The sequence below is a fragment of the Brucella tritici genome (assembly GCF_008932295.1).
Classification (GTDB): domain Bacteria; phylum Pseudomonadota; class Alphaproteobacteria; order Rhizobiales; family Rhizobiaceae; genus Brucella; species Brucella tritici.
The window spans coordinates 1-15302 of record NZ_WBWA01000032.1 but is presented as its reverse complement, the minus strand read 5'-3'; the positions used below and the strand labels follow the sequence as shown (position 1 = coordinate 15302).

The window sequence follows — 15302 nt, the reverse complement described above, 5'->3', positions numbered from 1 at the left end:
GATAGCTTCGATGTCATGAATATTTCAAGAAACAGACATGAGCGAAACTATCCCGCAGGTTGTACCAGATTGGCGATGAGCCGGAATGCACCGGGAACAAGCTTGTCGAGCTGATGATGCAGGACCAGGCTTGTATGGGTATGGCGGCCCTTGCCGATTGTCGCTGAAATGAGTGCGCCGAAAAGCGGTTGCTCCCCGTCATCATGCATGGAAAGCAGCGGCTGGTAGACGTCATCCCATCCAGAAGCGAAATAGAGCCCACGTTCCTTTTGCCAGCCTTCCCAATCGTGCTCGTTTATAATGTTGGGGCCGACGAGCAGGGGATGTTCAGGCACTAACATGGTGACCGGTGCGTTCGGGTTTGTAACGCGCCAGCGCAATGACGGGGAACCGATGGAGAGTTTTCGCGGCGGTGTCCGATCCGGCTGCCAACCGTCGGTTGGCCGATGATAGAGTGTCACCAGATGTCCGCCATCGTCAACAAAGCGGTGTAGTTTGGTCGTCGCGGCTGTAAGATCATCACGCAGACCAAAGGCAAATATGCCGACCACGATAGTCGTGAATTCTGACAGATCACCGGCAAGATGATGCGGCTCGATGTCTGTGACCTCAAATCCCATGCGTTTCAGCCACAAGCCAACGTTGTCAGTGCCGCCGCCGATATACCCTATGCGCGCATCGGGTAATTTCACGTCGAGCGCGAGCACCGGCAGCACTGCAGGCTCGCGCCAGACGGTTCTGCCGATATGCGGATAGCTGGTGACGTTTATCTGCCACGCCGGAGTTCCGTCAACCGATGCCTGCAGATAGGCCAAGCCGGGTGCTGGATCGGAAGGTCCATGCAAGACGGCATTCTGCCCGTTCGAGCTGATATTCCAGCCGTTTTGCGATGTGAATGTGACTTGATCGGCCTCGCCATCTACCATAAGCCGGACCTGCAAGGGGGGCTGTTCGCCCGATATGATAGCGGCTGGCGGATCGATCTTCACCGAGGCAGGTGGAACGATGGTGAACGGCTCTTCGAGATCGAAGCTGCAGGCTGCCAGATGATTGTCAAACTGCGCCTTTAGCCGGATGTAGGCCTGTCCGTTGCCGCCGAGTGACCGCCATGCCGGTTCAAAAAGCGGGGAAAGTGCTGCCTCCTTTGCCAGTGACACAGCCAGAATTTCTCGCTCGGGCGTCAGGTACTCGCAAGCGGTCGAACAGCTTTCTGGCAATACGGGTTCGGCTGTTATTGCGACTGCCGTCGCTCCGGAGCCGTATTCGACAACGAGGCGGGTTTCTCCACCTCTAGGCAATATGGATTCTTCCAGATAAGCCCGCTCGAACAAAGACGCTGCTTGGATCAGGGCGGTATCTATTTCCTGTCTTTTGCGTTCGAGCCTGTGTCTGTGCCGGAAAAGGAAATCTTCTGGTGCGCTGGCCAGAGCAGCCTTCAGGCTTTTCGCAGCCTCGACCAGGTTTTTGACAATGGTTTCGCGGTCGGGGAAAGCCACGATTGCCTGCTCAATGGATGAGTGAGTGTCAAAAAGCTGCCTCCAGGTTTCAAGTGTCAGTCCATCGGCCTCAGCAAGTGCGGCCAAAGTTTCCGGAAATCCCTCAAGGATTGTCGTTTCAGCACGGCTTTCCGGTAGTTTCAGATGCAGTGGCCATTCCACCTTTGGTGTCTCAGGCCAGTGCCCCATACCCTGCGTGGCGTGGCAGGCGCGTGACCACTCGCCAATACGGTCGAAATCAGCGCCGGTTGCTGGATCACGACCGGCGGCATGAATCGTCACTGTCGTATCGGGTGGAGGAAGCTCGTCGTCATAGGTGTCTCCGCCGCCCGACCAGGCAGGAAGATAAAACTTCGCCACCTGCCATGGTGTCAGTCCCTCGGCAAAATGTTCCGGAAAGGCGCTGGGATCGGCGGCGAGCTGTATGGCCATTTCCGCAGCCCGTGTCATGGCGCGGTGGTGGCCGTGCTGGCCGGGAACATCGAGAAAGGTCGGCAGTACGATATCCGGGCGCTCGGTGCGATAGGCACGCACCAGTCGTTCGACGGTTTTTTTCTCGCCCCAATGGGTGAATGTACCGTCGCCATCCTTGGAGAAGCCGAAATCATGGACGGAATCGTCTGGACCATGGCCGAGCCAATGCACATCGCAATCAAGAATGCGTGCCGCTTCTTCCATCTCGCGGCTGCGGATGACGCCCAGCGCACCGCTACGTTCGGGGCCAAGCGCATTTTGTCCGCCTTCGCCGCGTGTCGAACAGGCAATCACCACTCGCATACCCAATCCGAACCGCAAATAGGCCATCAGGCCGCTTTGCTCATCGTCTGGGTGCGCACCCGTATGCATCAGCGTGACGGTCGAGCGTAGCCTGCTTAGAGCGCGATGCAGACGGACGAGGGCAGGAGACGACTTCTGGCGCTCGATGCGCTGAAGGGCGGTAAGCATGGTCAGATTTCCGGATTGGTATCGAGCTTCGGCGTCATGGCCTCGAACATCGGCAGCGATGCAGCACCCAAAGCAGCAGTGAACTGGCCAGTCTGTCCGCGGATGACGCGCGGCAATGCACGGGCGCGGCGGCTCGCGACCGAAATAGGCAGGCCGCCCATATGCCAGATAAGGTCGTCGATGATCGCATCGGGCAACATGCCGCCCAGAATGATCGTCTCGGGATCGAGAATGTTTTCGATCATGGCAATCATTGGCGCCAGATGGTCGGCAGCTTCCTGCACCCAGCCCATCAGGACGGGATTACGCTGTTCATGCAGCTTTTTCAGCGCGTCAAAATCGGTATCCTCGATCCCAGCGACGTGAAGCTTCTCACGCAAGGTATGAAGAGAGGCATAAGTTTCGAGGCAGCCCTTCTGGCCGCAGGCGCAACTGCGCCCATTGGGCGTGATGACGATATGACCGATTTCACCCGCATTGCCGAAAGCACCGCGAAACGGTGCGCCGTCCTGGATCATGCCAAGCCCGATACCGGCACCGAAATAAATCATGGCGAAATTGGAAATCGCATGTCCCGCACCAAACAGGCGCTCGCCGACGGCGGCGGCATTGGCGTCGTTTTCGACCAGAACGGACTGGCCGCACGCTTCGCTCAGAACTGCCGCTGCATCGATCCCGGACCAGCCGGGCAAGGTAGTCGGGCCGACCGAACTCATGCCTTCAATGTCGAACGGACCCGGCATCACGACACCTATCCCAAGCAAGCGCGCCGGAAACGAAGCCTTCACAGCATCGACTTCCGTTCGCAATTGTGCGGAGAGTCTGTCGGGGCCGACATCCTGAATGGGGCACACATGCTGCGTGCGCGGCTTGCCGGACAGATCAAGCACTGTCGTCACCATATGCGTCGAACCCATTTCGACACCGATGGTCATCGCGCCTTCGGGATTGACGGCAAACTGGATCGGCGGCTGGCCACGCCCGGTTTTCAGTCGCCCAAGCTGCATGAGCAGATTCTCTGAAACCAGCTCGTCGACGATATTGGCGATGGCCTGTGCCGTCAGATGGGTAAGGCGGGCGATATGCATCCGGCCAAGAGGGCCATGACGGCGAACGACATCAAGCACCACGCGCCGGTTATGATCGCGGATTCGCTCGGGATTCTTGCCGAGGGTAACCGCAAGCGACCCGCCCTGTGCTGTCACAGGCGTAATGCCACGTTCGTCTTCGGATGGCCCATCTGATTTCGATGTCATAGTCCCTCCTGTCTCCCGTCAAAAGAGATAACGCGAGCAGCTTTTAACAGCAATATATTAATTCAACTAAATTATCTTATTGACAAAACGCTCGCAACATTGAACCGTAAAGGCAGGGTGGTGAAGACTGCCTTGGCTCATGTTGGGAAAGTGGGTTCCAGCATGGGGAGAAATGGGCGCTGCGCATAATCTGCGCGGCATGTGGTGGAATATGCGGATTGTGCGAGGCACTGCCGCAGCCGTGCCTGGCGACCGCATTCGAGTACCGGTGGGCGGGGCATTAGGGAGGTTTAAATGCGTAAGCTGTTATTGGCAGGTCTGGTTGCGGGGCTCAGCACCTTTGCGATCAATGCCGCTCAGGCTGTCGAAATCGAATATTGGCAGTATGTCTTCGAGACACGCGTCAAGGCGATGGACAAGCTGATCGAGAATTTCGAGAAGGCCAACCCGGACATCAAGGTCAAGCAGGTCACGTTCCCTTACGACGACTATCAGACGCGCGTGATCGCAGCGAAGATGGCGGGCAAGAGCCCGGACGTGATGCAGCTTTTCTATGGCTGGCTGGACAAGTTCGTGGCTGGCGGCATTCTGCAACCGCTACCGCAGGATGCGTTCCCGCATGACAAGATCGAAAGCGAATTCTTCCCGATCGTTTCGGCGATGAAGCGCGGCGATGAATATTACGGTCTGCCGACCGCTGTGCGTTCGCTTGCCTTGTTCTACAACAAGAAGCTGTTCACCGACGCTGGCCTCGACCCGAACAATCCGCCCAAGACGCTGGATGAAATGGTCGAAGCTGCCAAGAAGACGACGAAGCGCGACGCTTCCGGAAATCTTCTGGCCGAAGGCATCACGCTCGACATGCCTGGACAGGACCAGCATTGGTGGCGTGAGGTTCTGGTGCGCCAGTTCGGCGGTCAGCCATATACCGACAATGATCGCAAGGTTGCCTATAACGACGCGGCGGGTGAAAAGGCGCTTGCCTTCTATACCGGTCTCCAGACCGAACATAAGGTCGGCGAAGTCAAGTTCATGGATGAAGGTCAGGCTGCTTTCCGCGCTGGCATGGCGGCCATGACCATCGACGGCACCTTCCGCCTCGGTTCGTTCCGCACCATCAAGGACTTCGAATGGGGTGTGACCGAGCTTCCGGCCAATGCCGAAGGCGTGCGTTCCAACTATGCGAGCTACTTCGCCAATGGCATTAGCGCCAAGGCAAGCGGCGAGAAACTTGAAGCTGCCAAGAAGTTCCTGAACTACATCTCCTCGCCGGAAGCCATGGAAATCTGGTTGAAGGATGTTGGCGAACTGCCTGCGCGCCGTTCGGCAGCCTTGACGGAAACGAACCTTGCCGATCCGATCTACGGCCCGTTCCTGAAGGGTCTGGAATACGCACACACGACCATGTTCGTGGATGAACTGAAGCAGCGTCAGATCGCTGTCGATATGGCCAACCGCGTCATTCTCGAAAAGCAGCCGGTCAAGGAATCCCTCGACCAGGCGGCCAAGGCCGAGCAGGATGTGCTCGACGCGGCCAAGTAAGGCAATCGCGAAGGATGAAGCGGCTCCGGTCGCTTCATCTTCTCTTGGCTGTTTACGGCACGGCTAGCGCATCCCGAAAAGTGTGAAACGGTTTCGGAAAAGATGCGCGCCAAAACAAACAGTTAGAGCGCCGATCTGATTCATTCAGATCGAAACGGGCTCTAATCCGTAGCCGAAGGATCTTGAAACATGACAATGTCTGTAGCCGGGGCGGCTGAAACAGGCGGCACAGGGAAGGGGCCTTCGGGCAACCGCCTGACGGATCGCCTTTCCATGCGCACAAGACGGTTGATCTGGGTATGGAGCTTTCTGGCTCTCCCGATCCTGTTTTATTCGGTCATCCGCTTTTACCCGACGCTGGAGGCCTTCTGGCTGTCGCTCACCGACTGGGACCTGATGAACCCGCCAAAGTTCATCGGCTTCGCCAATTACCAGAAGCTCTTTGCCGATCCGGAATTCTGGAAAGTGTTCAAGAACACTTTCACCTATCTGCTGGTCGGCACGCCGATCAGCCTCATTGTGGCGTTCACGATTGCCTATTTTCTGGACCGCGTGCGCATCATGCACGGCTTTATCCGTGCGCTCTATTTCCTGCCTTACCTCACCACGGCTGCCGCCATGGCATGGGTCTGGCGCTGGTTCTATCAGCCCGCGCCCATCGGCTTCATCAATAATATCCTGAATGCAGTGGGACTTCCGCAGCAGGGCTTTCTGCGCTCGGTAGATCAGGGTCTCTATGCGATCATGGCGACGTCCATCTGGGCCGGTCTCGGCTTCCAGATCATTATCTTCATGGCGGGCCTGCGCGCCGTTCCCAACACTTTTTATGAAGCCGCACGCATCGACGGCCTCGGTGAATGGGCGATCCTGCGCAAGATCACGATCCCGCTCCTGAAACCCACAACGGTGTTCCTCGTCGTTTTCTCGTCCATCGGTTTCCTGCGCATCTTCGATCAGGTCTACAACATGACCACGAACGATCCCGGCGGACCGCTCGGCTCCACCAAACCACTGGTGCTGATGATCTATCAGACGGCCTTCTCCTCCTATGCGATGGGGTATGCGGCTGCGCAAACCGTTGTTCTGTTCACCATCCTGCTTTGCGTCTCGCTGTTGCAGCTCTGGATCCTGAGGGAAAAGAAATGACAGCGTCCGTTCAAAACAAACCGCTCCCTTTCCAGAACCTGCGGCCCGGTCGCATCGTGACATGGACGCTGCTGCTCATCGGTGGCCTCATCATGGTCACGCCGCTGGCTTTCATGTTCTCCACCTCGCTCAAGACAGCGGGGCAGGTCTACGACCTGCGCCTGATCCCTGCAGAGCCGACATTGCAGAACTATGTCACCATTCTTGCCGATGGGCGCTTCCTGCGCTGGTTCCTGAATTCCATGATCGTTGCGGTCGTGGTCACGCTGTCGAACGTCTTCTTCGACAGTCTCGTCGGCTATACGCTGGCGAAATTTCAGTTCCGCGGGCGCTACTTCATCTTTCTCGCCATTCTGTCCACGCTGATGATCCCCACAGAAATGCTGGTAATCCCGTGGTATCTGATGTCGAGCAAGCTCGGCTGGCTGGACAGCTACTGGGGCATCATGTTCCCCGGCATGATGACGGCCTTCGGCACGTTCCTCATGAAGCAGTTCTTCGAAGGCGTTCCCAACGACTTTCTGGAAGCCGCCCGCGTCGACGGTCTCAACGAATTCCAGATCTGGTGGAAAGTTGCCATGCCGCTGGTGACGCCAGCACTCTCGGCGCTAGCGATCTTCACCTTCCTCGGTAACTGGACCGCATTCTTCTGGCCGTTGATCGTTGCGACCAGCCCGGAGCTTTACACGCTGCCGGTCGGGCTTTCGAGCTTCGCCGTCGAGCAGTCCATCCAGTGGGAAATGATTATGACCGGCGCGGCAATTGCCACGCTTCCCACGCTCGTCGTCTTTCTTCTTCTCCAGCGTTACATCGTGCGCGGTGTCATGCTTGCTGGCCTCAAGGGTTGAACCATGTCCGATCTCGATCCACGGCTGTCCGATAAAAGCGTCTTCCCCGATCCGGTTTACAAGGAAACCGTGCTTCGCCCGCTTTTTGACGGCGCCAAGACCCATCACGTCGACGGCTTCCGCCGCATCGACCGCGCCCATCTCGTTATGCTGACCGAAACCGGCATTCTCGATCGCGCACAGGCCGCAGCCATTGCGGGTGCGCTGGAAGCCATCGACAAGGAAATCGATCCTTCGAAACTCACCTATACGGGTGAAGTGGAAGACTTTTTCTTCCTCATCGAGAAGGAGCTGAAGGCGCGTATCGGGGCCGACACTGCCGGTCGCCTTCACACGGCGCGCTCACGCAACGATATTGACCACACGCTGTTCAAGCTTGGTCTCAAGGATCGTATCGATACGCTGATGACGCAGGCGCGCAATGTGCTTGATGCGATGATTGCGGCCGCCGAGCGTGAAAAGGAAACGTTGATCGTCGCCTATACGCATGGTCAGCCTGCGCAGCCATCGACCTTCGGTCACTATCTTTCGGCGGCAATCGAGGTTCTTATCCGGGATATGGAACGGATGGAAGCCGCGCGTGCCATCGTCAACCTGTCACCCATGGGGGCGGCGGCCATCACCACCTCGGGCTTCCCGATCGATCGCGCACGAGTGGCAAGCCTGTTGGGCTTTGCTGCCCCCTTATCCAATTCCTATAGCTGCATTGCGGCGGTGGATTACATCACCTCGACCTATTCGGCGCTGGAGTTGCTGTTCGTGCATCTGGGACGCCTCATCCAGGACTTCCAGTTCTGGACCAGTTTCGAGGTCGGCCAGATTTACGTGCCGAATGCCTTCGTGCAGATATCGTCGATCATGCCACAGAAGCGCAATCCGGTTCCAATCGAACATATGCGCCACCTGGCAAGCCAGACCATGGGCCGTGCCCGCACCGTTCTGGACGTGATGCATAATACGCCGTTCACCGACATGAATGACAGTGAGGGCGAAACTCAAGCGATGGGTTATGAGGCATTCGCATCCGCCGGTCGCGTGCTCGATCTTTTGGCCGCATTCATCGGCGCGATCCGTATCGATCCGGCCCGTGTGGCGGAAAATATCCGCCGCTCCTGCATCACGATCACCGAACTGGCGGATTCGCTGGTGCGCATCGAAGGTCTTTCGTTCCGGCAGGCGCATGAAATCGCGGCCAGGGTTGCGCGCGCTGTCGTCGCCATGGGCGGCGGTCTGGAGAAGGATGGGTTTGAACCTTTCCTTGACGCTTTCCGCGAGTCCGCCGGGCGCGAGCCATCCTTCGGGCGAGAAAAGTTCGAGGAACTGGTCTCACCGCAACATTTCGTGGCTGTGCGTGACCGTCTTGGCGGTCCGGCACCGACAGCGATGAATGCAGCACTTGCACGACATAAGGCGGAAGCTGATCGCTTCAAGGCAGTTGCTTTCGACCATGCAGCCGCCGAAGCAAAGGCTGCCCGCGAACTCAATGAAAAATTCAGTGCACTTGTGGAGGCACGCTGATGGCAACCATCGAACTTGAAAAGCTGGTCAAGCGTTATGGCAAGGTCGAGGCGGTCCGGGCAATCGATCTCCAGATCAAGGACGGCGAGTTCGTCGTTTTTGTCGGTCCCTCCGGCTGTGGCAAGTCCACGACCTTGCGCATGATCGCCGGGCTTGAGGATATTTCTGGCGGTCACCTGAAGATCGGTGGCGAGGTCGTCAACGAACGTGATCCGAAGCAGCGCAACATCGCCATGGTGTTCCAGAACTATGCGATTTATCCGCATATGACCGTGCGTCAGAATATCGGCTTTGGGCTTTACACGTCGAAACTGTCGAAAGCCGAGAAGGACAAGCGCATCGAAGAAGCCGGCAAGGCGCTCGGGCTGGAACCTTATCTCGACCGTCGACCGGCAGCATTGTCCGGTGGACAGCGCCAGCGCGTCGCCATCGGCCGCGCCATGGTGCGCAATCCGTCGGCCTTCCTTTTCGATGAGCCGCTGTCGAACCTCGATGCTCAGCTTCGCGCGCAGATGCGTATCGAAATCAAGCGCTTGCATCAGCGTCTCAAGACGACGACCGTTTACGTGACACATGACCAGGTTGAAGCCATGACCATGGCCGACCGTATCGTCGTCATGCGTGACGGCCGCATTCTTCAGACCGGAACACCGACCGAGCTTTATGAGAATCCGACGGACGTGTTCACGGCACGCTTCATTGGCAGTCCATCAATGAACCTGATTGCGGGGCGCCGCAATGGATCTGGTGTGGAACTTGCGCCCGACGGGGATATTCTGGTCGGCGTTCGTCCGCACGACCTGAAAGTCGAAGAAGGTACATCCGGTGGCTTTTCGCTCACCGGTACTGTGACCGCGGTAGAGCCGCTCGGTGCGGAAACGCTGGTCCATCTGGATGTCAATGGCGTATCGGTGATTGCAACGGCTCCTGGCAAGGTCATTCCCACAACGGGCGGGACGCTTTCCGTGTCGGCGCCTGCTGGAAGCCTTTATCTCTTCGATGCCAGGACCGAGAAAAGTCTGGGCCGCCTATGATGCCGCAACAATTCAAACGGCAATTCAAGTCTCCGGCCGTCCTCAGTATCGGGCGGATTTACTGTGACCTCATCTTTACCGGGCTGCAATCGCTGCCACAGCCCGGACGCGAGGTTTTTGCCGAGAACATGAAGATGGCGGCAGGTGGCGGGGCCTTCATCTCTGCCGCCCATCTTGCCCATGCGGGCAGGGCGGTGGCGCTGGTCGCACGTCTCGGCTTCGATGGATTGTCGCGCGGGCTTGAACCGGACTTGAAGATCGACGGTGTCGATCTACGCTTTCTGGAGCGGGCCGACGATGCTGGGCCACAGGTGACGGTGGCAAGTGTGATTGGCAGTGATCGCGCATTCTTGTCGCGCCGCTCCGGTTCAGCACTTCCCTCGACGCTCGAAGCCGCGTTGCAATGGAAGGATGCGGGGCATCTGCACATCGCTGAATTCGCAACGCTGCATGAAATCCCTGATCTCGTCCAGCAGGCAAAGGCGGCAGGACTTTTCGTCTCGCTCGACCCGAGCTGGGATGAAACGCTGATCTACGACCCCAGCCTGCTCGCTGCCTGCGAAGGCATTGATATATTCTTGCCCAATCGCGAGGAAGCGCAGGCTATCACAGGCCATGATGATCCGGCGAAGGCGCTTGATGCGCTTGCGAAGCATTTTCCAGTTGTGGCTCTCAAAGGCGGTGGAGAAGGGGCGTGGCTGCGCACGGCTGATGCGGATCTTCATATGGCGGCAAAGGACGTGCCGGTGATTGATACGACCGGGGCAGGCGATGCTTTCAATGCCGGTTTCATCGATGCATGGCTAGAAGGTCACGATGCCTATCGGGCGCTTGCAGCCGGTATCGAATATGGAAGCCTCGCCGTACAGGCAGCAGGTGGCGCATCCATCCTCCGTGCCCCCGACCGCTTGGCCGGATAATTATTCAGGCGGCGGCGTGATACTCGCCGCCCCTACAATCCAGTTCAGTTGCTTTTCGTGACATTGTTGGCGCCAGATTGCCGATCGCGCTGGATCTTTTCACGGCGTTTTTCGGTTGGCTATTCTCTTGTCGGCTTATCCGTTGGTGAAGACACGGAAGGGGCTGTAGAAAAACATAAGAAAGAAGCCGAATGCTGATTTTTGCACTTGCGCTTGTCGCGCGAATTGCCTAAACGGCTCTCACAGCGACTGGCCAGACACTTGGCGAAGCAGTCGGGCGATTAGCTCAGTTGGTAGAGCGCTTCGTTTACACCGAAGATGTCGGGAGTTCGAGTCTCTCATCGCCCACCACTTATCTCCTTGAAATTGCTTGTAAATTTTGACCGAATAGATTGTGCGGTTGTTTGCATTTTTTGCCTAGCAACAGCCTAGCAACTGTGTTGCCGTAGCTAGGACAAACCTGTTGCGCGACGGCGCGAGCTTTATTCCTCAAAACTCCCTAAAGTTCCTGCGGCATCGTTCGATTGTGAGCGCGACGAACACCCCACCTTTTCTTTTGTGAATGATGCCGCGAGATAAGCTCCTTCATTGATAGGAGCGGACCGGGATGATTGGAGATCGCGCTGATGCCATGCTTGAAGACATGGATGAAGCCAGGCATGAGGGAAAATATCGTCGGATCGAGGTGATTACCGGCCGCCGGCAGCGGCGAAATTGGACTGACGAGGAGAAGGCACGGATCCTAGCGGAAAGCGCGGAACCTGATGTTAACATCTCGGCCGTTGCCCGGCGCCGGGACGCTGGGCTGACCTCTCAACGATCTGCGAGGTCCAGTGCGCAGCAGGCGATGTTCGTGCCGGTGACGGTGGTTGGCGATCGAACGTCGCCCCCAGGCTTGCCGTCAGATGTCGCCCACTTTGCCGCGGGTCGAATTGAGATCGAGATTGCTGGCGCGCGCATGACGGTTATGGGCCCGGTAGCACCTGAACTGGCGCAAGCGATGGTGGCAGCCTTGCGAGGTCGCCGGTGATCGGAGTTTCGCCGAGTGGCGTGAAGATCATGGTGGCGACGCAACCGGTCGACTTCCGGCGCGGTATGAATGGTCTTGTGGCTTTGGTGGCGTCAGCGCTTGCGGCCGATCCCTATTGTGGCGACGTGTTCGTGTTCCGCGCCAAGCGTCTGGATCGACTTCGCTGCATTTACTGGGATGGGTCAGGCATGATCCTGGCGACAAAGTGGTTGGAAAGCGGAAAGTTTGTTTGGCCCCCGATCCGCGATGGTGCGATGCAGATGAGTGCCCAGGAGTTCTCGCTTTTACTGGCGGGCATTGACTGGACACGGGTCAAGCGAAACGCGGTGAGACGACCCTCAAAAGTAGGCTGATCCTATTGGTTTTGCTTGAAGATTCAGGCTCATATGGTAGGGTCAGTCATGCTGCTTCGACCCGATCCCTTGCCTCAGGATGCTGCGCAATTGACCCGGATCATTCTCTCGCTCGACGAAGAGAATGCCGACCTCAAAGCGCGTATTGTCTTCCTTGAGCGCCAGCTCTTCGGGACGAATTCGGAGAAGATGACGATCATCGATCCGGCCCAGGCAACGCTCGACCTGGGCGATCTAAGCGATATTCCCGTTGCAGCCAATGACGATGCCGCGCCGGCCGGTGAAAACAAAATACAGGCACGGCGATCGCCTGCCCGCAATATCGGCCGCTTGCCCAGGCATCTTCCGCGCTATGAAGAGATCATTGAGCCGGAGAGCAAGATTTGCCCCTGCTGTTCGTTCGAACTGCATTGCATCGGTACGGACGTCAGCGAGGCGCTCGACATCGTACCTGCTGTTGTCCGGGTCAAACGGACGATCCGGCCGCGCTATGCATGCCGGGCCTGTGAGAGTGCCATCGTGCAAGCACCTGCACCGGCGCGGGTGATGGACGGTGGCATGGTGACCACGGCGTTTGCCGCGCATGTCGCTGTTTCGAAGTTTGCCTGGCATCTCCCGCTCAATCGTCAGGCGCAAATGCTGGCCTCCTGCGGTGTCATCATCGATCGCGGCACGCTTGGCGCCTGGGTGATGCGGGTCGCCTGGTGGCTGGAGCTTCTCTATGACGCGCTTACCGCCTTTATCCGCTCGCAGCCGAGAGTGTTCTGTGACGAGACGCCGTTGCCGCGGCTCGAGCCGGGGCGCAAACGAACCAAGATCTGCCAGTTATGGGCGCAGGCGGTTGATGACAGTCCCTGGAATGGTCCGGCACCGCCGGCCGTGGCCTATATCTTTGCCGAAAGCCGCAGCGCCCGCGAGATCGAGGGACAATTGTCGTCGTTTACCGGCGTGCTTCAAGTCGATGGATACCAAGCCTATAAAACCATGGTCAAACGTCGGGGCAAGAGCAATGTCGCACCCATGCGGCTAGCCTTCTGCCTTGCCCATGCCCGGCGCAAGTTCGTTGATGTCGTCAAGCTGACGGGTTCTTCGGAGGCTTTGTCGATCCTTGCCAAGATTGCGGAAATCTATCGGATCGAAGCAAAACTGCGCGGCGAAAGCGCCGATACCCGGCTCGTCGCGAGACGTCGTGAGGCAGCTCCAGTCATGAGAGAGCTGAAAGCCCACCTCACCGAACTGCGCGACGAGGTGTCGGCGAAATCGGCGCTTGGCAAGGCCGTCAGCTACACGCTCAACCATTGGAGCGGGTTGACAGCCTGCCTTGATGATGGCCGGGTCGAGGTCGACTCCAATGTGGTCGAGCGTTCAATGAAATCCGTGGCCCTGACGAGGAAGAATTCGTTGTTCGTGGGCAACGAGCGGGGTGGAAAGACTTTCGCTGTCCTCGCATCGCTCGTCAACACGGCAAAACTTAACAGCGTGGACCCCGAGGTCTGGCTTGCCGATGTGCTGGAGCGCATCATCTCCGGCAAAGTGAAAGCCAGCGAAATGGAAAGCCTCCTGCCGTGGACCTGGAAGGCTGAGCGTGAGGCGATGACGCAGCAGGAGCGACGGGCGGCATGACGCACAACAGCCAAGGGACGACGGCTCGACCGAAGCTCGATGACGCGGCGTTCGAAGCCTTTATCAGGGGACGCCGTCCGGCATCGCCAATCTGGTCAATGAGCGGTCTCGATGGTTATCTTACGGCTCTGATCATTGGCCCAAAGTTCATCGACCCACGCAAATGGATCCCGGAACTGACCGGCCCGGACGCCCTGAACCTGCCGATGGAAACAACCGAACATCGGGCCGTGCAGACGATCGTTGCGGAATATAACCGTATCTCGGCGAGCCTTTCCGAAACCCCGAAAGACCACCGGCCCAGGTTCACCAGGATCGATGACCAAACCTTTGATCCGTTCGATTGGGACCTCTGCTTTTTGCTGGCAACAGGATACGCGCCGAGACTTTGGCAGCCGGTGCTTCGCGGTCATGCCGTCACTGGCGATATCATTGCGCCAATTCGCAAGCTCGGCGAGACAAAACGCAAAGCCACCCGCCAGGATGCCGCCGACGTCGCTGAAGCACTCGTCAATGTCCGAACCTATTTTATGCCGAAGCGGGCAAAGCAAAAGTTTTGACTGCCAGCCGGAAACCCATTCCGTCAATCACGAAAGACGTGGGCTATTCGTTGCGCTCACGTTCGATTAAATTGGGTCTGACATTAAATATGCGATCCCCTTCCGAGACACAATGTCCTGGAAAATCCCGGTTCGCCCTTGGTTGCCACGAATCAATCGATTGATCTTGCGTGGGGTGGAGACCGGCGTGTTTCGTGACGACATCAAGCCGCACGATTTGCTTCGCGCGCTTTTTGGCCTGGCACACGTCAGGCCCAGTAAAAACTGGAAGCGGTAAGCAAATCAGATGGTCGATCTTCTGCTTGGTGGTTTGCAGATCAACGCACGAGATCAGGCCTATCCGCGGCGCGCGCCGTTTGATGAACGTCTTTCGCAGGTCAACGGCACGTCGGCTCTTCTTGATGAAGCAGAGCGCCGCGGCTTGGCTTAGGTGCTCGCGAGCCCCGTGGTAATACAACAGAGCGCATACTGTTAGCGGCGAATTATAACCATCTGGGTGGGCGGCAACATAAAGAGAAAAGGCGGGCAAACGCCCGCCTTTCAAGTGCTTGTCCTATTGAGCAGCAAGAATGCCTGCGATCAATCCGGTGGCGCCGGCAATGAGAAGGTACTGATTATCGACCTTGACCCAATGCTGCCCCGGACGTGGGCGGCGGAGGCCATAGCGCTTGTAGTCGCGGATTTCCTGATGGCGACGCCAATCGCTGTAACGCTGACCCTTCGACCACTGGTGGCGTCCGTGGTCGCGGCGATCATGGCGGTAGAAATCCTTGCCATGATGCGGGCGCTGCGGCTCGTAGCGATGCGGGGCAGGGTTGCTGTGGTGGTAATCACGGGCCTGCACCATTGGAGCAGTAACGAAGGTCATTGCGATTGCGGCTAAGACTGCTTTTTTGAACATGAATGCTCCAATGAAAGAACTCAAGGGCAAAAACGCATGATTTGCGTGGCTTTTCCCTGGGTTCTGTTGCGTTTTGATCGGCACTTGGTCCGATCGGTAAATCTTTCCCGTCGAAGGACAGATATTCGCC

Annotated in this window: 14 protein-coding genes, 1 tRNA gene and 1 pseudogene; 12 read left to right on the top strand and 4 right to left on the bottom strand. The window is 57.7% G+C overall.

Features of this window, described 5'->3' with window-relative positions; all coding sequences use genetic code 11:
• Positions 1-47: 47 nt before the first annotated feature.
• Together F9K91_RS22340 and F9K91_RS22335 are read right to left on the bottom strand one after the other, a co-directional pair.
• Positions 48-2441 carry a PIG-L family deacetylase gene (locus F9K91_RS22340; protein WP_151678755.1) on the bottom strand — a complete coding sequence of 798 codons (2394 nt, stop codon included), beginning with the start codon at positions 2439-2441 and terminating at the stop codon, positions 48-50.
• A gap of 2 nt (positions 2442-2443) precedes the next feature.
• Complete coding sequence (locus tag F9K91_RS22335) at positions 2444-3697, bottom strand: ROK family protein (protein WP_151678754.1); 1254 nt, start codon at positions 3695-3697, stop codon at positions 2444-2446.
• A 294-nt stretch (positions 3698-3991) separates the two neighbouring features.
• Here F9K91_RS22335 and F9K91_RS22330 point away from each other — a divergent pair, with 294 nt between their 5' ends.
• The 12 genes from F9K91_RS22330 to F9K91_RS26075 all read left to right on the top strand — a co-directional run bounded on the left by F9K91_RS22330 (position 3992) and on the right by F9K91_RS26075 (position 14701).
• Positions 3992-5239, top strand: a complete 1248-nt coding sequence (locus F9K91_RS22330; RefSeq protein WP_151651846.1) for an extracellular solute-binding protein — start codon at positions 3992-3994, stop codon at positions 5237-5239.
• A 195-nt stretch (positions 5240-5434) separates the two neighbouring features.
• Positions 5435-6385, top strand: a complete 951-nt coding sequence (locus F9K91_RS22325) for a carbohydrate ABC transporter permease (RefSeq protein WP_412842196.1) — start codon at positions 5435-5437, stop codon at positions 6383-6385.
• Positions 6382-7233 (top strand): carbohydrate ABC transporter permease, encoded by an 852-nt coding sequence (locus F9K91_RS22320; RefSeq protein WP_140019743.1) that lies wholly within the window; start codon positions 6382-6384, stop codon positions 7231-7233. The genes F9K91_RS22325 and F9K91_RS22320 overlap by 4 nt, the downstream gene beginning before the upstream one ends.
• Before the next feature lie 3 nt (positions 7234-7236).
• Entirely contained in the window at positions 7237-8751 is a 1515-nt protein-coding gene (gene argH, locus F9K91_RS22315; protein WP_151651847.1) for an argininosuccinate lyase, read from the top strand.
• Positions 8751-9785 carry an ABC transporter ATP-binding protein gene (locus tag F9K91_RS22310; RefSeq protein WP_151651848.1) on the top strand — a complete coding sequence of 345 codons (1035 nt, stop codon included), beginning with the start codon at positions 8751-8753 and terminating at the stop codon, positions 9783-9785. The genes argH and F9K91_RS22310 overlap by 1 nt, the downstream gene beginning before the upstream one ends.
• Complete coding sequence (locus F9K91_RS22305) at positions 9782-10705, top strand: carbohydrate kinase family protein (RefSeq protein WP_151554731.1); 924 nt, start codon at positions 9782-9784, stop codon at positions 10703-10705. Before F9K91_RS22310 ends, F9K91_RS22305 begins: the two co-directional genes overlap by 4 nt.
• 275 nt (positions 10706-10980) lie before the next feature.
• A tRNA-Val gene (locus F9K91_RS22300) sits at positions 10981-11056 on the top strand.
• A 256-nt stretch (positions 11057-11312) separates the two neighbouring features.
• Positions 11313-11735 (top strand): transposase, encoded by a 423-nt coding sequence (locus F9K91_RS22295; RefSeq protein WP_151678753.1) that lies wholly within the window; start codon positions 11313-11315, stop codon positions 11733-11735.
• Positions 11732-12088, top strand: coding sequence for an IS66 family insertion sequence element accessory protein TnpB (gene tnpB, locus F9K91_RS22290; protein ID WP_105528926.1), 357 nt, complete (start codon positions 11732-11734; stop codon positions 12086-12088). The genes F9K91_RS22295 and tnpB overlap by 4 nt, the downstream gene beginning before the upstream one ends.
• A gap of 48 nt (positions 12089-12136) precedes the next feature.
• A complete protein-coding gene (tnpC, locus tag F9K91_RS22285; protein ID WP_151678752.1) occupies positions 12137-13711 on the top strand; it encodes an IS66 family transposase in 1575 nt (524 codons plus the stop codon).
• The gene (locus F9K91_RS22280) at positions 13708-14271 is read left to right on the top strand and encodes a UPF0149 family protein (RefSeq protein ID WP_151558885.1); all 564 of its coding nucleotides are present in this window, start codon (positions 13708-13710) and stop codon (positions 14269-14271) included. Before tnpC ends, F9K91_RS22280 begins: the two co-directional genes overlap by 4 nt.
• A 286-nt stretch (positions 14272-14557) precedes the next feature.
• Positions 14558-14701 carry a hypothetical protein gene (locus F9K91_RS26075; RefSeq protein WP_157808475.1) on the top strand — a complete coding sequence of 48 codons (144 nt, stop codon included), beginning with the start codon at positions 14558-14560 and terminating at the stop codon, positions 14699-14701.
• Between the two features lie 123 nt (positions 14702-14824).
• On the opposite strand, the gene F9K91_RS22275 is transcribed toward F9K91_RS26075, so the two are convergent.
• Both F9K91_RS22275 and F9K91_RS26205 read right to left on the bottom strand, forming a co-directional pair.
• Entirely contained in the window at positions 14825-15172 is a 348-nt protein-coding gene (locus tag F9K91_RS22275) for an RcnB family protein (protein WP_151678751.1), read from the bottom strand.
• Positions 15102-15302, bottom strand: a pseudogene (locus tag F9K91_RS26205) (hypothetical protein); the annotation flags it as partial. The pseudogene F9K91_RS26205 and the gene F9K91_RS22275, both read right to left, overlap by 71 nt.